The sequence below is a fragment of the Ehrlichia muris AS145 genome (assembly GCF_000508225.1).
In the GTDB taxonomy this organism is placed as follows: domain Bacteria; phylum Pseudomonadota; class Alphaproteobacteria; order Rickettsiales; family Anaplasmataceae; genus Ehrlichia; species Ehrlichia muris.
Genome location: NC_023063.1, coordinates 299,401 through 321,856, shown reverse-complemented (window position 1 = coordinate 321,856; position 22,456 = coordinate 299,401). Strand labels below are relative to the sequence as shown.

At 30.0% G+C, this 22,456-nt stretch carries 15 protein-coding genes, 1 tRNA gene and 1 pseudogene; 7 read left to right on the top strand and 10 right to left on the bottom strand.

The features are described 5' to 3' along the window. Positions 1 to 16: 16 nt before the first annotated feature. The gene (ubiB, locus tag MR76_RS01225) at positions 17 to 1,459 is read right to left on the bottom strand and encodes a 2-polyprenylphenol 6-hydroxylase (RefSeq protein WP_024071881.1); all 1,443 of its coding nucleotides are present in this window, start codon (positions 1,457 to 1,459) and stop codon (positions 17 to 19) included. Continuing rightward, positions 1,452 to 2,180 (bottom strand): metal ABC transporter ATP-binding protein, encoded by a 729-nt coding sequence (locus MR76_RS01220; protein ID WP_024071880.1) that lies wholly within the window; start codon positions 2,178 to 2,180, stop codon positions 1,452 to 1,454. The genes ubiB and MR76_RS01220 overlap by 8 nt, the downstream gene beginning before the upstream one ends. Between MR76_RS01220 and MR76_RS01215 the strand changes: the two genes are divergently transcribed. Further along, positions 2,172 to 3,041 carry a zinc ABC transporter substrate-binding protein gene (locus MR76_RS01215; protein WP_024071879.1) on the top strand — a complete coding sequence of 290 codons (870 nt, stop codon included), beginning with the start codon at positions 2,172 to 2,174 and terminating at the stop codon, positions 3,039 to 3,041. The genes MR76_RS01220 and MR76_RS01215 overlap by 9 nt on opposite strands. 379 nt (positions 3,042 to 3,420) lie before the next feature. Here MR76_RS01215 and recR read toward each other — a convergent pair whose 3' ends face one another. The 3 genes from recR to MR76_RS01200 form a co-directional block, all read right to left on the bottom strand. Continuing rightward, complete coding sequence (gene recR, locus MR76_RS01210) at positions 3,421 to 4,008, bottom strand: recombination mediator RecR (protein ID WP_024071878.1); 588 nt, start codon at positions 4,006 to 4,008, stop codon at positions 3,421 to 3,423. 196 nt (positions 4,009 to 4,204) lie between these two features. Next, on the bottom strand, positions 4,205 to 4,375 hold the full coding sequence (gene tatA, locus MR76_RS01205; RefSeq protein ID WP_024071877.1) for a twin-arginine translocase TatA: 171 nt from the start codon (positions 4,373 to 4,375) through the stop codon (positions 4,205 to 4,207). A 25-nt stretch (positions 4,376 to 4,400) separates the two neighbouring features. Beyond that, on the bottom strand, positions 4,401 to 5,423 hold the full coding sequence (locus MR76_RS01200; protein ID WP_024071876.1) for an ABC transporter ATP-binding protein: 1,023 nt from the start codon (positions 5,421 to 5,423) through the stop codon (positions 4,401 to 4,403). A gap of 396 nt (positions 5,424 to 5,819) precedes the next feature. Here MR76_RS01200 and MR76_RS01195 point away from each other — a divergent pair, with 396 nt between their 5' ends. The 4 genes from MR76_RS01195 (at position 5,820) to cpg1 (ending at position 10,961) form a co-directional block, all read left to right on the top strand. Beyond that, the gene (locus MR76_RS01195; protein WP_235111294.1) at positions 5,820 to 6,251 is read left to right on the top strand and encodes a protein-disulfide reductase DsbD domain-containing protein; all 432 of its coding nucleotides are present in this window, start codon (positions 5,820 to 5,822) and stop codon (positions 6,249 to 6,251) included. A gap of 223 nt (positions 6,252 to 6,474) precedes the next feature. Continuing rightward, positions 6,475 to 7,152 (top strand): glutathione S-transferase family protein, encoded by a 678-nt coding sequence (locus MR76_RS01190; RefSeq protein WP_081712319.1) that lies wholly within the window; start codon positions 6,475 to 6,477, stop codon positions 7,150 to 7,152. Positions 7,153 to 7,347: 195 nt separating this feature from the next. Continuing rightward, entirely contained in the window at positions 7,348 to 8,106 is a 759-nt protein-coding gene (locus MR76_RS01185) for a biotin--[acetyl-CoA-carboxylase] ligase (RefSeq protein ID WP_024071873.1), read from the top strand. A 650-nt stretch (positions 8,107 to 8,756) separates the two neighbouring features. Further along, a complete protein-coding gene (gene cpg1 / locus MR76_RS01180; RefSeq protein WP_024071872.1) occupies positions 8,757 to 10,961 on the top strand; it encodes a Cpg1 family polymorphic protein in 2,205 nt (734 codons plus the stop codon). Positions 10,962 to 11,375: 414 nt separating this feature from the next. Here cpg1 and MR76_RS01175 read toward each other — a convergent pair. Beyond that, positions 11,376 to 11,448 (bottom strand) — tRNA-Gly (locus tag MR76_RS01175). 293 nt (positions 11,449 to 11,741) lie between these two features. On the opposite strand from MR76_RS01175, the gene purB reads away from it, so the two are divergent. Beyond that, complete coding sequence (purB, locus tag MR76_RS01170; protein WP_024071871.1) at positions 11,742 to 13,040, top strand: adenylosuccinate lyase; 1,299 nt, start codon at positions 11,742 to 11,744, stop codon at positions 13,038 to 13,040. A 756-nt stretch (positions 13,041 to 13,796) separates the two neighbouring features. Here purB and htpG read toward each other — a convergent pair. The 4 genes and pseudogenes from htpG to gyrA all read right to left on the bottom strand — a co-directional run bounded on the left by htpG (position 13,797) and on the right by gyrA (position 19,963). Then, positions 13,797 to 15,710, bottom strand: a complete 1,914-nt coding sequence (gene htpG / locus MR76_RS01165; protein ID WP_024071870.1) for a molecular chaperone HtpG — start codon at positions 15,708 to 15,710, stop codon at positions 13,797 to 13,799. A 70-nt stretch (positions 15,711 to 15,780) separates the two neighbouring features. Further along, a complete protein-coding gene (locus tag MR76_RS01160; protein ID WP_024071869.1) occupies positions 15,781 to 16,383 on the bottom strand; it encodes a hypothetical protein in 603 nt (200 codons plus the stop codon). A gap of 234 nt (positions 16,384 to 16,617) precedes the next feature. Continuing rightward, complete coding sequence (gene nth, locus MR76_RS01155; protein WP_024071868.1) at positions 16,618 to 17,250, bottom strand: endonuclease III; 633 nt, start codon at positions 17,248 to 17,250, stop codon at positions 16,618 to 16,620. Between the two features lie 17 nt (positions 17,251 to 17,267). Then, positions 17,268 to 19,963 (bottom strand): annotated as a pseudogene (gyrA, locus tag MR76_RS01150) (DNA topoisomerase (ATP-hydrolyzing) subunit A). A gap of 456 nt (positions 19,964 to 20,419) precedes the next feature. Between gyrA and MR76_RS01145 the strand changes: the two are divergent. Then, a complete protein-coding gene (locus MR76_RS01145) occupies positions 20,420 to 22,339 on the top strand; it encodes an ATP-dependent helicase (RefSeq protein WP_024071867.1) in 1,920 nt (639 codons plus the stop codon). Positions 22,340 to 22,456 lie beyond the last annotated feature (117 nt).

Below are 22,456 nucleotides of genomic sequence, written 5' to 3'. Positions count from 1 at the left end.
AAATCTATGGCAGAAACTATCCTACAATGAGCTTTACAATCAAACTAATCACTATTAATGCCCATATAATATCTCTACCAATATTTGTCTTTGCCTTGCTTAATTCTTGATAATTACTGATTATATCTAAACTTTTATCAACCTTTTTCATAAACAAAGGAATATCATGTACAGTTTGACATAAGTAAGATCTCTTTAGTTTTTTAATATATCTATTTTTTTCAATAGCATATTTTTCCATCCATAATTCCGCTATCTTCCACATATTAACTTCAGGACACAATTGCCTACACACACCTTCTACTAATACTGTAGTTTTTTGTAGTAGAAAAAGCTGAGGCTGCAATTTCATATTGAAATCACCAGTAATCTTAAATAACTGAGTCAATAGTGCTGAAATGGATATATTTTCTGTGTTCTTACCAACTATAGGTTCACCTATAGCACGACAAGCTGTAACAAAATTACTATATTTTGCATCGACATATCCAGCCCTATAATGGACATCAGCAACATATTGATAATCCCTTTTTAAAAAACCTACAAGTATCTCTGTAACATACATACATGTAGCCTTATCTAATCTTCCAACAATTCCAAAATCTATAATTACAATTCTTCCTTTTGTATCCACCATAAGATTTCCTGGATGCATATCTGCATGAAAGAATCTATCTCTATATACTTGATTACAAAAACAAAATATCAAATTCTTCACTAATACTTCACAATTCTCTGATTTGTAAATACTATATATTGGTACAGCATCTATCCATTCTAATGTTAACACACGTCTTGTAGTTCTAGTCCAATCCACCTCTGGTACATAACATCCTTTATCATCTTGAATATTAGCTCTTAACTCTTCAGCATTTGCTGCTTCAAAACGCAAATCTATTTCCATCTTACATATCTCATGAAATGTTTGTACAAGTTGTAATAATTGAAATCGTTTCAAACTTTGAAAATTCTGTGCCAACCTCGCAAGCCAGAACATTAATTTAATATCTCTTTCAAAAATTTTCTCAATTCGTGGTCTCAAAATTTTCACAGCTCTTATATTTCCATTAATATCTTTGGCTTTATGCACTTGTGCAATAGACGCAGCAGCAACTGGATTTTGTTCAAATTCACAAAATATTTCACTTATCTTGCATTTAAAATCTTCTTCTATAATTCTTACAACATCCATATAAGAAAAAGCTGGTAGTTTATCACATAAACATAGTAAATGATTTGCAATCTCTTCTCCAATAATATCAGCCCTAGAAGATATAGATTGACCAAATTTAATAAAAATTGGACCAAGCTTTTGCATAGCCATTGCAATCTTTTCTCCTTGAGATTTTCCTTTAACTGACCTTTTAGCAAAAATACAAGTGTAAGGTAATATGTTATATCTTACTAAAATGTTTAATATATTAAATAAAGAAATTATATTAAATAAGATACTAAGCATAAGATGAAAACATTGTTAAGAATTTTTCATTTTTTACAATCTCACTTGGAGATCCTTCACAGTAAATACTCCTATTAATACATATAACACGATAAGAATTAGACATTACAAAATGTAAATCATGAGAGGTCATGATTACACTTAAGTTATATATAGTAATTAATTTGCTAATTAATTTGTAAAAGCTATCTTTTGCATTAATATCCATGCAACTCACTGGTTCATCCAAAATTATTAAATCAGGATTTAACATCAAACATCTTGCAAGTAAAACTAATTGTAACTCTCCATAAGATATCTCTGACATTTGTCGATCTAATATTTTTTCAATATTAATATCTTTTAACACATTACTTAATTTTAATTTTCTTTTCCTTTTTGTATAACTAGAATTTAGAAAATATTCTACTGTCATTGGAATAAGAGAATTAACGCTAAAATGTTGAGGTAAATATCCTATAGTAAAATTTTTTGCATATTCTACAAGCCCTAGATAATTTTTATATATACCAACTAAGACACGAATTAATGTTGTTTTACCTCCTCCATTTGGCCCTAAAATTGTAACAATCTCACCAAATTTCACTTGAAAACTAACATCATCTATAACCTTTTTTTTAGAATAAAAAAATGAGAGATTTTCAACATTTATTATATAGTCATTGACACACCTATCATCATATGAAACAATGTCACTTTTGTTTAATAACTTATGAAACATAAAGTCTTTCTCTCCCTTTTCTACATATTATTGTTACATCCTACTATAGGATATTCTGTACCAAGAATTATAGCAACTATAAACCCAATATATTCATTAGTTAATGCAGTTACTAATGGTATAACAAAACCAGTGCTTTTAATCAACGAACCAGTTTCGATACATGATTATACATTAAAACCATCAGATAAAAGGAAACTAAAAGATAGCAATATCATATTTTATGTAGATGATCACCTTGAGACTTTTATAAATAAAATACAAAATAAAACATTAGTCAAACTTTCAGAGGTTGTAGAATTATTACCATCAAGATATGATTCTAACTTTTCTTATAAAATTCATACAACACAAAATGATCTACACATTTGGTTAAGTCCAGAAAATGCAAAAAATATAGTCAATAAAATAAGAAACGTACTATGTCAAGCAGACCCAGAAAATGCAACAAAGTACACTGACAATGCAAATTCAACATTAGTACAAATCACTAAACAAACAGAAAAAATAAAAAATATGTTGAATTTTGTCAAAACAAAACCTTACATAGTCACACATGATGCATATCAATATTTTGAAAAATACTTTGGATTAAACTTTATAGCAGCTCTTTCTTCAAGTCATGACACAAATATCAGCGTAAAGAGGCTAATGCATATAAAAAAAATTATTAATCAACATAAAATAAAATGTATTTTTTCTGAGTCTTCAAATGATAAGATTAAGAATTTATTTTTAAAATATCAGGTAAAATTCCAAATACTTGATCCCATAGGCAGTACTTTAACAAAAGACAATGCATATTTTGACATTATGCAGAACATTGCTGATAATTTTCTACATTGTCTATCACAGGAATAGATTTATTTAATATAAATTTTATAGGCCATGAAAAATACATTATAAAAATATGTATTCGTAATGTGTAAAGGCAACAGATGCTAATACTTAGCAGATCTTAAATTATTTAAATTCAATAACAAGTACCTTCATACAGAATATACTATAAGGATATATAATAATCTTGATCTAACAAGGTATACTTATATTCTACTAGACATTGTAATATATAAGATTTGCGTTCTCTTTTTCTTATGTAAAGCGCAAGATACAGAATTCTAAAAATTCTCACACTTAAACCCACCTAATCTTTCAGTAACAAATTAAATATAAGCAATATATAAAAAACCTATAAAATTTTCCTGATAAAAAACTTCGCAGATATTCTTTATTCACATAATCAAGATATAATATACCGAGAAGACAAAGCTGCACTTAAAGTTCCTTCATCCAAATAATCTATCTCTCCACCCATAGGTATACCACAAGCTAATCTAGTTACCTTAATCCCTAATTCCTTAATCATTTGAGTTATATAATGAGTAGTTACCTGACCATCCATGGTGTTGCCTATACCTATAATCACTTCTTTTATATCAAACTTTTTTATTCTCTCTACAATACTATTTAAATTCAATTGATCAGGTCCTATTCCATAAATTGCAGATAAAGTTCCTCCTAATACATGGTATACACCTTGATATATTTTTCCTTTTTCAAATGCCCACAAATCCCCTAACTCTTCCACTATACATAATAATTGACGATCACGCATAACATCAGCACAGATACTACACGGCGCTTTAATATCTATATTAAAACATATGGGACATTCCTTAGTCTGAAATGCTAAATCCTGAATTCCTGAAGCTAAAGGTAACATCACTTCTTCTTTGTTACGAAGTAAATAAAGTACAATTCTTCTAGAAGAAGATGGCCCAAAATTAGGAAGCTTTGCAAACATACTAATTAACTTATTAATATCCATGACACATCCTTAATAATTGATAAGCTAAATAACATGCATATGATATCAGCTAACTTTGTATATTTATAATTAAAGATTCATTTATCTAGTAATAAAAAAACTATCACCTACATAGAGTTAAAGGATATAAAATTTACGGAACAAACTATATTTAGAAAACATCTAATGTATAACACAAAAAAATTTACAAACCTAGCTAACGATTTGGCTCATCTTCTGTTGACGCAAGTTTATTGTCTTTTAACTCTTGTTTCAAATTACGAATACCTTTACCTAAGTCACTCATAACATCTGGTAACTTGCCTGCACCAAATAGTACTAAAATTATTATTAAAATTAAAAAAATTTGCCATGGACCTAAAGTCATAATGAAACTCCTATAAAATATAAAACTATATCTTAAATAATAAAATTTTATTTAAGTCAAGCAAGATAAATATAGTATCACCAACTTGTGGTAAAACTATGTTAGCAAACCTCATCCAACACAAACAATCATCTACACAGACACAGATCATATTATTAAAAAACTTTATCTGCTTTACTACAGCTTTTATTCCTTTATCTGGATGAGGAATTATTGCCTCAGGCCTTATACAAACTACTATTTCTTCACCATTAGAAAAAGACTGTGCTGGTATTTTCCCTATTGGTAATTCTATATAAGAATCCTTTACTGTACAAACAAAATGATTAATCTCACCAAAAAATTGTGCCAACATATGATCTTTAGGATTATAATATATTTCATACGGAGTACCATGCTGAATTATATATCCATCACGCATAACATATATTATATCTGCAACTTCCAATGCTTCTTCTGGATCATGAGTAACAAGTAATACCGTAATCTTTCTAGCTTTCAATAATGATAAAACATGTCTTCTAATATTAACCCGCAATGCCGTATCAAGACTAGAAAATGGTTCATCTAATAATATAACTTCTGGTTTTTGAGCAATTGCCCGAGCAATTGTAATTAACTGCTGTTGCCCTCCAGAAAGCATATCAGGATACATGTCTTTATATGCTATCATATTAATAGATTGTAATATATCTAATGCAACATTAACCTTCTGTATCTTAGACAAGTTTTTAATAGCAAACATTACATTGTCAATAATAGTTTGATGTGGGAATAGCGAAGGATGTTGAAATATTAAGCCAACATTACGTTCTTCAGTTGGCATACAAAAATTACTATTAACTACAACTTTACCATTTATATATATAGAGCCACAATGCAAATTCTCCAATCCAGCAATTAGCTTCAATACTGTAGATTTACCACACCCAGAAGGACCAAGAAGACAAATTACTTCCCCTTGTTTACAACTTATACTAACATTATGTAGTAAAAATTGACCTTTTTTATATTTATAAGAGACATTTTCTAACTGCAAACCTACCATCAATAGACCTTTAACAAGTTTAATGCCATATAAGAAAAACTATGTGACTGTAAACCATGCAAACCAAGCACATACCATAAAATAAACATCAAGTGCTTCAGTTAGATATTAACCTTTTTTTATTTTCTATGCAAGTAATACACAGGTATTATATCTAATCTTTTACTAAATAAAATCCCTTTGGTACTTATAATTACTTAATATCAAGGAATTATGAACTAATAAAATTAATGATTTTATACCATATAAATGTATACTGAATAAGATAGTAAAAACTACTTAATTATTCTGCATATAGTTTTAGGAAGCGTCATGTTTAGATTCATATTCATAATTTTACTAACATTGCTTATCAATACAAAATGTTACTCTACAAACGTTTCAAATCCAGTCCGTATGAAACTAACTATAGGGTCAGTAGATATGAAAACTAAAAAGATTGAAGCAGCTGTTAAAGTGACAATACAGGATGGTTGGCATATTTATTACAAAATGCCCGGAGATCTTGGTTTACCAACAGTTTTTCAATGGCAAGAAAATATCTTCAAGAACATACATGTACATTGGCCTCAACCATTACAGCACACAGACATTGTAAGCAACAATACATTTCATAGTAACATCTACAAAGATCTTGTAGTATTTCCCATATCATTAGTACTTAAAGATAACAAACAAAAAGAATTACAAGTAACTTTGCGCATTAGATATGCAGTATGCAAAGATGTATGTATTCCTCAAGAAAAGGTAATTATATTAGATCGGCTTTTACAAGATTATAAAAATCAGGAAACTATTCAGTTAATTAATTTCTGGAAAACCAAATAACCTTGTTAATAATCACAGATCAAACATGCAAATAATATGAAATATACAAAGTTACATCACTAACAAACATGGCAATAACTATTAAATCAAACTCAACTTTTATACAGCACAACAAAACACAGTGTATATGAAAAAATTACCCATCTGTAATCCTATAAAATAGGTCTAAATATTACATTGCATGAGACTATTAAGTCTGCTATAAGTTAAAGTATTTGTATACATGAAATTCAGTATGGATACATTATATCATTTTCCACTTTGCCCTTTTTCCAGAAAAGTACGTATCTTTCTTAAAGAAAAAAAGTTTAACTTTCATCAAATAGAGGAAAACCCTTGGAAAAAGCGCGAAGGATTTATAAAGATCAACCCTGTATGTCAGGTCCCTGTATTAATCAGTGGACAGCATGTAATTGCAGATAGTCAAGCAATCTGTGAATATATTGAAGAATTATATGATAGCGTATCTTTACTTGGAAATTCACTACATGTAAGATCAGTAGTACGTAAATTAATATATTGGATTGACTATAAATTTTATCATGAAATTACAAGGTATATAATAAACGAAAAAATATCAAAATATTATATAAAAAATGCAAGTCCAGATTCCAGATTTATTCAAGCAGCAAGACAAAATTTGCTGCCTCATATCAGATACATAGAACGACTACTTAATACCAATAGTTGGGTTGCATGCAATGAATTTACTTTGGCAGATATAACATTAGCTGCACATATATCAGTGCTAGATTATATGAATATCTTTCCATGGCATTCAACAGCTATATTAAAAGAATGGTATTCTATAATAAAATCAAAACCATCATTTAGTGATATATTAAACGACAAAGTAACGGGTATAATACCTCCTGTACATTATAATAAACTAGATTTCTAATCATGCTGTATATCAACCTTAGTCCAACAAGTTAGGCACATTAGTCGTTATAGGCATTATAAACCCATACAATTATATTATATATTTCGTACAACCTCAATTTTAAAAGATTTTTTTCATAATTTACGAAATAAAATCTATTATATACAATACTGTTAATTATATATTTCACAAATATCACAGAATTTTATTAACATGAAACCAAATCCATCTAATATAAACCTGCCAAATGGATATACTCTAGAACATCATAAGATTTTGTATAGTACAAACTATGAAGCAATCAAGCTTGCAGAATGTGGAGCTGAGGACGGTACTATAATTATATCTGACGAACAAATTAAAGGACGAGGAAGGTATGAACGTATATGGCATTCTCCTAAAGGTAATTTATATTTCAGTGTTATCATAACAAGATTTGTAGAAGTATTCCCTTTATCATTTATTGCAGCATTATCTGTCGGAAAAACACTTGAAGAAATACTAAAAAATAACGACAACATAATATCAAAAGTGCAATATAAATGGCCCAATGATATACTAGTAAATAATAAAAAAATATCAGGCATACTATTAGAAAGCAGAACATCAAATAATACATTACAAAAATGGATAGTAGTTGGCATAGGCATTAATATGTACAAAGCTCCAGCATATGCAACAACAATCAATCAACACAGTCATAATTTCACCTTATCTAATCTAGAATTACTAGAAAAAGTAATAAATAACTTTAACAATTTTAGAGAGCATTATATTCACTACGGGTTTACAAACATAAGAGATTTATGGCTTAAACAAACATGCCACTTAAATAGCCATATCACTGTTAAAAGCCACAACCATACCTATACAGGACAATTTATTACAATAGATATAAAAGGTAATATGATTATGAAACAAGACGATAAAACAATATGTATTACTTCAGGAGAAATATTTAATATCACATAAGGCAAGTACAACTTGAATATGGCTATATCATTATCAGTAAGACATATATGCAATACACATTTAATAACACAAAAAATACCAGGCTAATTATGCTTAATATAAAGTTATAATATACCAAGTAATATGAACACTTAAGTAATTTTACTTACGTACATATTATAGAAAATATTTATTTAATACCCAATAAAGTACATTAACTATAATAATGAAACACAATATGAAAGGATACATCATAAATTAATATATCCTTCCACTAATAACAAAAATGCATAATCAAGTACATCAAAAAAATAAAAACATCATTGACTAAATAATATATTCAATATAGAATTAATATGTTACATTTAGTATCTAAAGTATGTTAGCGTGACGGTTTAGTATTTAAGTGCGAGCCTTAGGTATTTTTATAAATTGGTTACTTTAAAGATATGTAATAACGTCATGAGTTTTATCCATCTGTCAGGCAGGTGTTTTAGTGTGTGTAAATATTGTATACTTTTTTCACTATCTTGTTATTTAAATAATTAAAATACCTACTTTAAAAGTATAGGCACCTAATCTTATACTCTTGTAACTAAATAATTGCATACCCTACTATAATACATATGCAGTTATTAGAAAATATTCTCAATTAACATGGAGATAAAAATATGCCAGGAAAACCAGAGCTTAATAACAATCAGCTAAAACTTTACAATAGAGTACAACAACACATAAAAAATAATCAAGTTGTTAAAAGAACAAGTTTTATATCAAAACCACTAAGTTATATTTCTTATCATATAAATTCCTTATTTTTTGGTAGTAAAAATACCGCACATGAAAAATGTGTCATTGTAACTGAAGAACTTACTTCTGATCTAATTCTAAGTTCAGCAAGTTTTCAAGATTTTACACAACTAGTATTATGCCTAAGCGAAGATCTTAAAGAGCAATGTCATAGTAGTGGTATATTATTCTTATATGCTCTTCTCCCAAGGCTAACAAAACACATCTCCAATAAATTAGCAGACAGTAATATATCATCACACAATTTATCTTCCATTGAAAATACATTAAACACAGTTGCTGAAGGATTAGAGAATAGTTTCAATCCAGCAGATATTGCATGTTATGAAGAATTTATAGATAGTATCTTAAATACAAGTAATAAAGACATCCTACTTAAAGAAGCACAACAGGTACTTGAGACAGTACAGGCACTTACTTTTCATGCATTACTCATAAGAGGTATAGCACATGCAATTGTCAACAGAGTAATTCCTAATCAAGATCATAAGATACAGGTTGAGATAGAAGCAAAAACTGCCACTTTATTACATATAACAGCCATAACACATACTACTAGAGAAAGTACTATACGTAAAATCGATGACGACTTTGCTCGTCAACATCCATACCAAAGTAAACTCTTATCAATAACTAATTATTTTAATAAACATGTTAGTGACACTGTTTCATATGCATATGTTACTGCTATAGCAGCAGTCTTCATAACACGTGTATATTCTGGATATGCTAGTGACAGAGCAGAACAAGATACACAAAATGCAGTATCGGCTTTAGGTCATAATATCACTTTTAATCATACTCGCAACTATAGACCTGATATAAACTATCATAACAATAGCACAGTAATTTATGCACCTAGACACCCTTCTGAATACTTCCCAGAACATGAAGGTATTCTAAACGGAATTCCTGGTTATCTGACAACTGCAATGTCTACAATACAGCTATTTCTTACATTACCAAATATGATTCTGAGTCAACGTAAGAGAAAGTTCATTCTCAAGGCATTGAACAAATATTCACCTACACCAGAAGAACAAAGAAATAATGCAGCTTTGACAAGTGTATTAATGTTCCGTTGGTTTGCTAATGTTATTGTACAACCTGTTGACTGCATAGATTCTGCATATAAAGATGCATTTTTTAAATGGACCGTTTTTAGACTATTTACACCATCTGCACCACTTGAAGAACCATTAAAAATACAAAATATTTATAACTGTCTTAATAGGAATTGCTACCGCAATCAAGGCTACAGTATTCAACTAAGTAACACATTTATGTACTCTAGTGCTATGCTAGCAACAGCACTTGAATACTTAGATGCAGCTTTCGGATTTCCATACCTACCCCTTTCAGCAGCTTTAAAAGGAACAAGACTTGCGTCAGTATTTATACCAGTATTAGCAAACAGACATACTATATGTTACAATCATAGGTTCAAAAAGTTTATACTCGTAAACATGCTAAGAACAGCAAGTTCACCTGTCATACTACCATGCTTTGATCAGTTGGGTGATAGACTACGTTATGTGAGTTTATTAACTGCAGTTGATGTAATGTTAACTGTAAATGCTGATGCAGTATCATCTCGTATTTTATCTGAAGCCGGTGCCATAGAACAGCAATTAGTTATAATTGAAGATATAGTAAGAAATGCTATGGAACATAATATAACAAGTTTAGCATTACTTTCCCCAACAATTGAAAGTAGATTCCAACAATTAAGAAACAACATAACTATCAGTGAAATCCTAGAAAGAGATGAAGAGCAAGGTCAGGATGGTGCAAACCAAGAAAGAGCAATAGCAGTAGATACAGGATGTATTGAAGATATGGCATTGCCACTTCCTTTTAGAGAACAACAACATATTATAATGGCAGAAGTATATACTGATGATACCACAGCAGCACAATTAACGTCTTATAGAAGGAATACTACTGAGTGCAGCATTATAGAAATTGACGATGAAGAAGATGATATAAATAATAGCTTGCTACCAAGTTCAACGCTTAATGTCTCTTCAGTGAGTCGTTCAAGTTCTTCTATGTCAAGACAATAAAAAAGGTGGTTTAATGTAGAAACCCTGAGTAAAATGTAGCAGGAAACTAAGCTAACAATTTAGACTCCTCATACAAATTTTCCAGATTTTTTCTATCAATACAATAAAAAGGTATTGGTTATAAGTAAAAAAACTAAGTGAAGTTATAAAGTACTAAATCAGGATTCAGGGTTTTTACGAACTTCTAAAATCTGTCAATATGTTAATAAATTTAATAATGATTACCCTTATGTATATAATTCATCAATAAATTCTACTTTTAAAAATCTATAACTATGCAAAACAAAATAACCCTTTATAAATCACACTAATCAATGATAGCAATAACCAAGTTCCATCATTGTGAATATAAAAAACCTAGAATCTTAAGAACATAATTAACGATACAAAGCAACTTTCTTATCACAGAAGCGGAGCGGGAGAAGGGGTTCGAACCCTCGACCTCTACCTTGGCAAGGTAGCACTCTACCAACTGAGCTACTCCCGCACTCAAGTTACACCTTGGAGCTTTAAATGCTCAAACAATAACTGTTACAATGCAATAGGATTATACAATTTTTCTATAACGTATTCAATAAAAACTATAAAGCTTAAAACTTATAATGACAAGAAAGTTCAAGTATCAAAATAAAATCATAAAGAAAATAATGCATTAAAAGTCAAAATTGTATAACATACCATCATTATCACATTTCAAATGTTGTTGGATATTTATAGCTATTACAATGATGTCCAAACACTTATAATAAAAATATTACTTGAAACCTCGGAGATAAATAAATGATAAAACGTTATAGTAGACCTGAAATGTTATCAATTTGGGAAGACAATAATAAATTCAAAATATGGATGGATATAGAGTATTATGCATGTGAAGCACAAGTAAAATTAGGTGTGATACCTAACTATATACTTGATAACTTAAAAAACAAAATAGAAGATTTTGATATCAATCGTATAAATGAAATCGAATCAGTGGTAAAACACGATGTAATAGCGTTTTTAACATATGTAGCAGAATCTACAAACTCAGATATAAGATATTTACACTATGGTATGACAAGTTCTGATGTATTAGATACATGTCTATCTGTACAATTAAAGCAATCTTGCGATTTATTATTAAATAATATAGAAGCTATATTAAATATCTTAAAGCAAAAATCAATAGAAACAAAACATATATTATGTATAGGACGTAGTCACGGCGTACATGCAGAACCAATAACATTTGGCTTAAAACTGGCAAGATTCTATGCAGAATTTAAGCGAAATTACAAAAGACTAAAAATGGCTCAAGATGAAATATCAATATGTAAGATCTCTGGAGCTATGGGTAATTTTGCTAATATTGACCCATTTGTTGAAAATCACGTAGCAAATTCTTTAAATCTTAAACCAGAATCTATATCTTCACAAGTGATACCAAGAGATCGCCATGCTATGTTTTTTGCGACTCTAGGAGTTATTGCATCTTCTATAGAGAATATAGCAATAGAAATTCGTCATCTTCAAAAAACTGAAACGTTAGAAGTCACAGAATATTTTTCAACTGGACAAAAAGGAAGCTCTGCAATGCCTCACAAGAAAAATCCTATATTAAGTGAAAATTTAACAGGTCTTGCCAGAATGATACGCAGTTACGTAACTCCTGCCCTCGAAAATGTTGCTTTATGGCATGAAAGGGATATATCACATTCCTCTGTCGAAAGATGTATTGCACCAGATGCTTGTATTGTCACAGATTTTGCATTAGTAAGATTAGCAAATTTGCTCGACAACATGGTTATACATCCTAACAATATGGATAAGAATTTAATACAATCAAAAGGTTTAGTGTTTTCTCAGAGAGTACTTCTTGAACTAGTCAAACATGGGTTAAAAAGAGAAATAGCTTACAAAATAATTCAAGAAAAAGCATTAGAAACATGGAATAACAATAGTCACTTTCTAGATGAACTAAAAAAAGATCCACAAATATTAAAGTGCATAGATAGCCAAAGTCTAGAATCCTTATTTAATTTTGATTACTATACACAACATACAGAGGAAATATTTGAAAAAGTTTTTAAAGAATAAGTAACTAATCTAAGATCAAAATTTAATATTGATTAATATATAGGATTAATAAATCATTAGCTTTTAAGTATTAATATTAAAAATATAAGATATTTATTAAATAAAATATTAATAACATAATTTTATATTAAAATAATAAATAATTATTATTGACTGTTTATTATTTTCTGATTACAATGCTGTTATTATTAATTTAAAAGATTAATAAATACGGTCCTGCCTTACTATCAATGCATAACCATTAGGTAACACACACTTTATCTTACAAAGTAAAGCAGGGCCTCCATCCAACTTTAGGTATAACTACTAGTTTAACTACACACATGCCTGATTCTATACATTTCTGCAGTGTATTGCAAGTGATTTTTATACAACTAAAAGCTATAACACAAAAAATTAAGTAATTATAAAGAAAAAACCTATTTGTTACTCTGTTCAAACCTCCTCACATGATTTACTATAAATACTGACTAAAATACCCTGTTTTCCACCATTTCTCAGTAAATTGCCAATATTAATGGATCTTTTCTCTATCCACAAAATCAACATTAAACTCAACAACAAGTGTAACACAGTTTCTACAAAAACATTTACTTACTACTGCATATTTATTTATCATCTTAAAAATTATGATATTAATAAGTCTCAGTTAAAATATTGCTTAGTCTTAGGAACACACGTTTAAGTTATTAACACGTATAACATGCTCCTCATACTATCTTCTACAGCATGTAGACTAATCTTCACTCGGATACACTAATAAATCTTAGCCAACACATTATTCATTCTCTCAGCAAAACCACTAACATCTTCTAGCTCTTCCCCTTCAAGAATACATGCTTGATTTAATAACAAGTGTAACATATCATCTAATATCACATTTTCTCCAGCATTAGCATGCTCATCTATCATCTTACTAATAATAGGATGCTTAGGATTAATTTCTAAAATCTTTGTGCTTTTATAATTCAATTGCTTCTGTTCTCTTAAAAATCTCTCCATTCTAATATCCATAGAACCATCTGCCACAGCTAAACATACTGGGCTATTTGTCAATTTTTTCGAAACTCTAACACCACTGACTAATTTACCAAGTACCTGAACAGCATATTTAACAAATGTATCTACTTTTTCTTTAGAGTCAGCACTTTCATCTTCATTTTCTTTGACTTCTTCATTTTTATCAAGATTAGCAAGCTTTTCTAAATCTTCATCTGCACGTATAACTGACTTTAATGGCACCTTTTGATAATCAGTGACTACATTTGTCCAAAAATCATCTACAGGATCAACTAATAATATAACTTCTATGCCACGACTTATAAACCCTTCTAATTGTGGACTCTTTTTTATAGAATCTAAATCATTACCAGTTAAATAATAAATATTATTCTGTCCTGTTTTCATTCTCTCAATATAATCTTCCAGGCTAATTAATAAATCATCACTGTGTGTACTATAAAAACGACATGCTGATATTAACTCCTCACGGAACTCTGTGTTCATTGACTCACACAATCCTTCCTTCAACACTGAACCAAAATTTTCCCAAAACTTTTTATAATCATTAATATCATTCTCAGCTTTTTTCTTAAGTTCAGACAATACTCTCTTTACTATAGATTGTTTAATCTTTTCAATAATTTTATTATTCTGTAGAGTCTCACGACTAATATTTAAAGGTAAATCTGAAGAATCTATTATACCTTTTAAGAATCTTAAATATTGAGGTATGATTTGTACATTATCTTCAGTAATAAATACCTTGTTAACGTACAATTTTACTGAACATTTTCTATCAGGATGGAATAAATCAAATGGTTTAATAGATGGTATATACAATAAATTAGTATACTCTATTACTCCTTCATTTTTATTATGCAATATCATCCAAGGTTCACCACCAACATGAGCTACGGTACGGAAAAAATTCTGATGCTCCTCCGCAGATATCTCATCTTTCGATTTTGTCCAAATAGCAGCATCACTATTTAACTTTTCTTCCTCTCCCTTATCATTTAAGAAATAAACTGGATAGTTAATATGATAAGAATATGTAGTAATAATATGCTCTATGCGAAATTTATCAACAAACTCAGATTCTTCAGGTTTTAATACTAAAGTAATTCGAGTTCCACGAGGAACTTGATCACCTTCTAGTTGCGCAATAGTAAACTCTCCATCCCCAGAAGATCTCCACTGATATCCTATAGATTCTCCAGCTTTACGAGATTCAACTATAACCTCATTGGCTACCATAAATGCAGAATAAAAACCTACACCAAATTTACCAATTAATTCAACAACACCTTGAGAAGAAGAAGCTTCACTGTTCATTGCTTCTAAAAATCTCTGCGTACCAGAATGTGCTATAGTACCTAAATTATCTATTAGGTCTTGTCTATTCATTCCAATACCATTATCAGATATATATAATCTATTTTTATCTTGGTCCACACTGATGACTATTTTAAAATCAGAATCTTGATCTATTAAATCTTGGTTAGATAAAGATTCATAACGTAACTTATCACATGCATCTGATGCATTAGAAACTAATTCTCTTAAAAAAATATCTTTATTAGTATAAAGAGAGTGTATAACAAGTTTCAATACTTTCCCCACTTCAGCATCAAACTTTAATTTTTCAGAATTTATAACATCTTGCATATTAACCCTCTAAAACTAACATCAATAAATAAGTAATAACTCCAATAACAATTTTCAAGTTCTCAAATCACTAATTTTCATAAATTTGCAGTAAATCCATAGCATGCTTATATACCATAGACTCAGAATTTACATCACCAACTATTTCTTTTATTACTTCAATAGCACCACTGACATCATTATTTTTAAGCATAGATACTGCTATTGCCTCTTTAATAGACGATTTGTAAACTTCAGACTTGTTAGATACAAATTTCTGAATCTTACTTTTTAACAAATCCAAATTTTCCCCTTTAAGCAATGTTATAATTTCTAAATATTCTGCTAATTCTCTTAACTCAGGAATGAGCCTTTTATCAGCAGCCAAATCAGCATATATTAATTGTGCTTTTTCTACTTGATCCTCACCACACATACCTGCCAACTTAAACTTAGCCAAATACTGATAGCTAGAACCATCAACTTTAGCGACATCATTTAATATCTTCATCACATCATCATCACTAATTTCACCTATTAAAGCATCATACATCATATCACCCATGTGTTCCGATATCTTGTCATGACGACTATTTACCCATGAAACCATTCCCACAAACACTATTAAAAAAACAACCAAAACACAACATATCCATTTCAATTTTGGAATAGCATTAACTATATTTAACTCCATAAACTGTCCAACCAATTAACAAGATGATATCAATGTAAAAAAATAAATGTATATAGTCAATGCATTTTAGGAAGGAATCACAAGTACTAAGATAATAGACATATCTTACATAAATACAAATTTACCTAATATATACAATCTTTCATACTTATATAAACCCTGAACAGATTATATAACATCTACACAATAATCAATGATATATTTATAATATCGAGCACCACATTTCATTGAAATTCACAGACTCTTATTTTTATATTCACATAAATCTTGAACAATACATTGACTACATAATGGCTTCCTTGACTTACATATATATCTACCATGCAACACTAACCAGTGATGTGCATATAATAACCATTTTTTTGGTATTATACTTAACAATGCACTCTCTGTTTTTAACACATTATCTTCCTTAACTAACCCTATCCTATTACTTACTCTAAATACATGAGTGTCAACAGCAACGGTTGGTAAATTTAACCATGTGTTTAAAAAAACATTTGCACTCTTTCTTCCCACACCTGGCAATGCAATAAGAGTATCAAAATCTAAAGGCACGTTACTATTATATTGATTTATAATAATTTCACTCAGTGCAATAATATTTCTAGATTTAGAATTATATAATCCTATTGTATTTATATAACTTTTTAGACCTTTTTCCCCAAGGTTTAACATTTTTCCCGGACTATCAGCAATTTCAAACAGTTTATTTGTAATTTTATTTACACTAACATCAGTAGTACGTGCGGATAATACTATTGCTACTAACAAAGTAAAATCGTTAGTATATCTTAATTCTATCTTCGGGTAAGGATTATACTCTTTAAACTTAGTAAAGAGTAAATTTATTTTCTCCTGATCCATTAATCTGCATATACAATTTACACATTGTCATCAATATCAGAACTATCTTTAGCATCAATTATCTTGGCCACTGAAACAACTTTTTCACGTTTCTCAGTTTTAAATAAAGTAACACCTTGAGTGCTCCTACCAATAATTCTAATATCACTCACAGCAATACGAATTAACTTGCCCTTATCTGTAATTAACATTATATGATCATTAGACTCTACAGGAAAACTAGCTACTACGTTACCATTTCTTGTAGTTGTCAAGATACTGACAACACCTACTCCACCTCTTAAAGTAGTACGATATTCATATGCAGAAGTCCTTTTTCCAAAACCATTCTCAGTTACTGTCAAAATAAATTGCTCATTTTGTACCATAGTCATGAAGATATCTTGTTCCAGCCCAAGATCATCTAATACCTTAGCTAAACCTGCATTCACAAAACATTCTTCTTTAACAGCCATGCGCTTTCCTAAAGGAACTCTGAGATATGTATCTTTCTTTTCAGAAGCTATATCCATAGCTAACAATATCGACATGGAAATTACATTATCCTCTGAAGACAGCTTAATAGCTCTTACCCCATCAGACATCCTACCCTTAAACTGACGAACATTACTTACAGAAAACCTAATACTTTTTCCTAACCTTGTAGACAACAAAACATGATCTTCTTCTTTACACACTTTTACAGATATTAAAGCATCTCCTTCATCAAGCACCATAGCTATTTTACCGTTACTAGGTACATATTGAAAATCTGAAAGTGCATTACGTCTTAAATTCCCTGATGCAGTTGCAAAAACAATATTTAATGCTTCCGTATCTTCTACATTATCAGGCAAAGGCATTACACTAGTTATTGACTCATTTTCACTAAGCGGAAAAATATTTACCAGTGACCTTCCACGTGACGTAGGTTCACCTAACGGAAGTTTATAAACTTTTAACTTGTATACTCTACCAATATTAGAAAAGAATAGTACACTAGTATGAGTATTAACTACAAAGAGATTAGTGATGACATCTTCTTCCTTAATAGCTTGTCCTATTCTTCCTTTTCCACCCCTTTTTTGAGCACGATAATTTGAAAGCTTAGCCCGTTTAATATAACCACTCATAGTTACTGTGACTACCATATCTTCTTTTGGGATAAGATCTTCGATATCGGTCTCAAAATGTGAATAATCTATAGCAGTCCTTCTAGGGACAGCTAATTTTGCCTTGACTTCCTTCAACCCATCTTTAATCAGTTCAAGTAATGATTCTTTATTTTTAAGCAGTTCAGTATATTGTCTAATCAATGATACCATTGACTTTAAGTCAAGTTCTAACTTCTCTTTCTCTAAATTTGTGAGACGTTGTAACTTCATTTCCAAAATTGATTTTACCTGTACACCAGTCAACTGACATACATTATCAACCACAATACTTTTACTATCAGCAACAAGTTCTATCATCTCTCTCACAGATGCTAAAGCATCCCATTTACACTCAAGTAACTTCTTAGCAGCTTCTGCTGTATCACGAGATGATCTAATAATAGCAATAACCTTATCAATGTTTAATACAGCAATGTACATGCCTATATGTAAATGAGCTTTTTCTCGAACTTTCCTTAACCTAAACTGGGTACGACGTGTTAAAACCTCCTTCCTATACTCAACAAATGTCGATATAATCTCCAATAAAGACATTACTTTCGGCTTATTATTATCTAATACGAGCGTATTAATACTAAAACTCGTTCTCAATGGAGTTAAGCCTAAGATCTGATTTAAAATAACCTGATGAGATACCTGCTTTTTTAATTCAATTGCAACTCGTATCCCCATTTTATTAGATTCATCTCTTAAATCTAATATTCCTTCTATTTTTTTTCTTTTACTAATTCATGGATACGCTCAATAAGCTTTGCCTTATTCACCTGATATGGGATTTCATCAATAATTATTGCTTGTTTGCCAGATGGTAAGTCTTCCAGATGAGTCTTACCTTGAACAATAATTGTTCCCTTCCCCGTCATAAACGCAGAACGTATACCAGCATCTCCTAAAATAGTACCACCAGTAGGGAAATCAGGACCATGAACTATATTAATTAACTCATCAAAAGTAATCTCAGGATTATCTATATAAGCTATACAAGCATCTACTACTTCTCCTAAATTATGAGAAGGAATATTAGTTGACATACCAACAGCAACCCCACCAGCCCCATTGACCAATATATTAGGAAATTCTGCTGGTAACACTACAGGTTCTACTTCATTTTCATCATAATTAGGCCCAAAATCTACAGTATCCTCATCTATATCATTCAATAAAAAGTGTGCAGCTTTTGCTAATCTAGCTTCTGTATAACGCATAGAAGCTGGAGGGTCACCATCTATCGACCCAAAATTACCTTGGCTATCAATCAACGGCAATAATAATGAGAAGTCTTGAGCCATTCTCACTAATGAATCATAAATTGCTGCATCTGCATGAGGATGATACTTCCCCATCACATCACCAACAACACGTGCTGCTTTTTTATACGGCTTACCATAATCATAACCAGATTTATACATAGAATATAAGATTCTTCTATGAACAGGCTTTAATCCATCCCGTATATCAGGAATTGCCCGACTAACTATAACGCTCATCGCATAAGATAGATAAGAATCCTCTAATTCTTGTTCTATAGAAACTGGTATGATATTATTGACATCACTCATCTAATATTTATTAACTAACCCTAAAAACAAACACATTTTACATCTTAATTCTCAAGCATATCAAGGTCAAGTAATTGTTTATAAAACAAATAACCAGTATTGCTATTCTAATAACACACCAAACATTCGTTTCGCACAATAACCTTGGTCCACCACCTAAAATTGAAATTTAAATGTAGACAAGACAACTTATTAGTTCAAACTAGAGTTATATAATAAAAATATTAATTAATCTAGGAAAACACACATACCACAATTAAAACATGTAATCTCTACTAAAAACATCAAATTTCCATCATTAGTATTTTTTTAGTAAATAGACTTCAATACACCACTGTTGCGTTATATTATTACATTAGCAAATTGTTCTTCAAATATAATAATATTAAGATCTTACTTTGACTGCATAAGAAAAAAAATATAATATACCCCAGATAATGATGAATTTATTGCATTATGGAAGATTACATAACTTCACTTAATGAAGACCAAAAGCAAGCTGTTATTAATATAAATGGTCCTATTTTAATACTAGCTGGAGCAGGTACAGGAAAAACTAGAACTGTAACTTCAAGAATAGCATATATCATTAATAATAATTTTGCATTACCTAGCCAAATTTTAGCAGTAACATTTACTAATAAAGCAGCAAATGAAATGCTTGCTAGAATTAGTGAGTTAACTCCTGCATATAACATCTGGTTAGGAACTTTTCATGCAATAGCAGCAAAAATCTTAAGACAACATGCTGAAACAGTTGGATTAAAAAATGATTTTACAATCATTAACACAGATGACCAATTACAAGTAATAAAAAATATTGTCAATGACATGCATCCAGAATATGCATCAGACGCTCATAAAATCATCTTAAACAAAATACAAAGATGGAAAGACAGAGGGCTAATGCCAAGTAACATAACCGAAACAGAGTTATATAAACCTATTAATACAGTAGCACTAAGCACATATCACATCTATCAAGAGAGATTAAAATTCTTAAATTGTGTCGATTTTGGAGATCTACTACTATACAACATTCAAATATTTTCCAAACAACATAATATCTTATCCCATTACCAAGAACAATTTAAATATATAATGGTCGATGAATATCAAGATATAAATACAATCCAATATTTATGGTTAAGATTATTAGCTCAAAAATATAAAAACTTATGCTGTGTTGGAGATGATGACCAATCAATATACAGTTGGCGTGGAGCAGAAGTAGGAAATATTTTAAAATTTTCTGACGATTTTCCAAATGCAAAAATTGTGCGACTAGAGTGCAACTATAGATCAACATCTCATATTCTAGATGTTGCCACAGCAATAATAAATAACAATAAATCAAGATTAGGAAAAAAGTTATGGACAAGAAATGAGAAGGGGCAAAAAGTCAATTTGATGAAATTTTGGGATAGTAAAGCAGAAGCACAGTACATATGTGAATATATCAAAAATTTACATGATTATCAATTCAATGAAACAGCTGTTTTAGTAAGAGCAGGATTTCAAACAAGAATATTTGAAGAATACTTTATTAAGTATAGTATACCATATAAAATAATCGGTGGTACAAGATTCTATGATAGGCAAGAAATCCGTGATATCATTGCTTACTTAAAAATCACAGTCAATCCTAATAATGATATCGCCTTTGAAAGAATAATTAACAAACCTAAACGACATATAGGAGCATCAACACTCAATAAAATATATCTATGTGCCAAACAAAATAATACCTATTTTTTAAATGCAGCAAAAATCCTAATCTCGGATAATCTATTGCCTGATAAAGCATCTAGATCCTTAATTAATTTACTAAATAAGATTAACTCTTGGAAAGAATCTTTATCATCTGATTCAATATCAAACACTGTTAAAATGATAGCCTATGATTCAGGATACATAGATATGTTAGAAAATGAAGGTGAAAATGGCCTAGCAAGAGCAGAAAATATAAAAGAACTTTTTTCTGCACTATTAAGTTTTAATGATGTAAACGAATTTTTAGAACACATCAGTCTTGTCACAGAAACAGATTCATCAAATTACAATGACAACTACACCTATATCATGACACTGCATGCAGCAAAAGGATTAGAATTTCCCATAGTTTTTTTACCTGGATGGGAAGAAGGAGTATTCCCACATGAAAAATCTTTACAAGATAGGACAGGAGATGCATTGGAAGAAGAAAGAAGATTAGCTTATGTTGGAATTACACGGGCACGTCAGCAACTATTCATATCATGCGTAGCAGTAAGAGACATCAACAACTGGCGCCAACAAATGAAAATATCAAGATTTATCAAGGAATTACCTGCAGAACATGTACAAGTCATAAAAAACATTTCAAGCTATTATTAAATAATACCATTTTCAATACATGTTTTACATTCTCACAACAGAATAGCAAGTTATCTCCTAATTATTAACATACACTACTATAATCAGCAGTATTGTATTAAATTTCAACAGCATACA

Excerpts from the sequence above, each read along its gene's own strand:
- ubiB (WP_024071881.1), bottom strand. The coding sequence starts at position 1,459 with ATGCTTAGTATCTTATTTAATATAATTTCTTTATTTAATATATTAAAC.
- MR76_RS01215 (WP_024071879.1), top strand. The coding sequence starts at position 2,172 with ATGAAACATAAAGTCTTTCTCTCCCTTTTCTACATATTATTGTTACAT.
- MR76_RS01220 (WP_024071880.1), bottom strand. The coding sequence starts at position 2,180 with ATGTTTCATAAGTTATTAAACAAAAGTGACATTGTTTCATATGATGAT.
- recR (WP_024071878.1), bottom strand. The coding sequence starts at position 4,008 with ATGGATATTAATAAGTTAATTAGTATGTTTGCAAAGCTTCCTAATTTT.
- tatA (WP_024071877.1), bottom strand. The coding sequence starts at position 4,375 with ATGACTTTAGGTCCATGGCAAATTTTTTTAATTTTAATAATAATTTTA.
- MR76_RS01200 (WP_024071876.1), bottom strand. The coding sequence starts at position 5,423 with ATGGTAGGTTTGCAGTTAGAAAATGTCTCTTATAAATATAAAAAAGGT.
- MR76_RS01195 (WP_235111294.1), top strand. The coding sequence starts at position 5,820 with ATGAAACTAACTATAGGGTCAGTAGATATGAAAACTAAAAAGATTGAA.
- MR76_RS01190 (WP_081712319.1), top strand. The coding sequence starts at position 6,475 with ATGAAATTCAGTATGGATACATTATATCATTTTCCACTTTGCCCTTTT.
- MR76_RS01185 (WP_024071873.1), top strand. The coding sequence starts at position 7,348 with ATGAAACCAAATCCATCTAATATAAACCTGCCAAATGGATATACTCTA.
- cpg1 (WP_024071872.1), top strand. The coding sequence starts at position 8,757 with ATGCCAGGAAAACCAGAGCTTAATAACAATCAGCTAAAACTTTACAAT.
- purB (WP_024071871.1), top strand. The coding sequence starts at position 11,742 with ATGATAAAACGTTATAGTAGACCTGAAATGTTATCAATTTGGGAAGAC.
- htpG (WP_024071870.1), bottom strand. The coding sequence starts at position 15,710 with ATGCAAGATGTTATAAATTCTGAAAAATTAAAGTTTGATGCTGAAGTG.
- MR76_RS01160 (WP_024071869.1), bottom strand. The coding sequence starts at position 16,383 with ATGGAGTTAAATATAGTTAATGCTATTCCAAAATTGAAATGGATATGT.
- nth (WP_024071868.1), bottom strand. The coding sequence starts at position 17,250 with ATGGATCAGGAGAAAATAAATTTACTCTTTACTAAGTTTAAAGAGTAT.
- MR76_RS01145 (WP_024071867.1), top strand. The coding sequence starts at position 20,420 with ATGGAAGATTACATAACTTCACTTAATGAAGACCAAAAGCAAGCTGTT.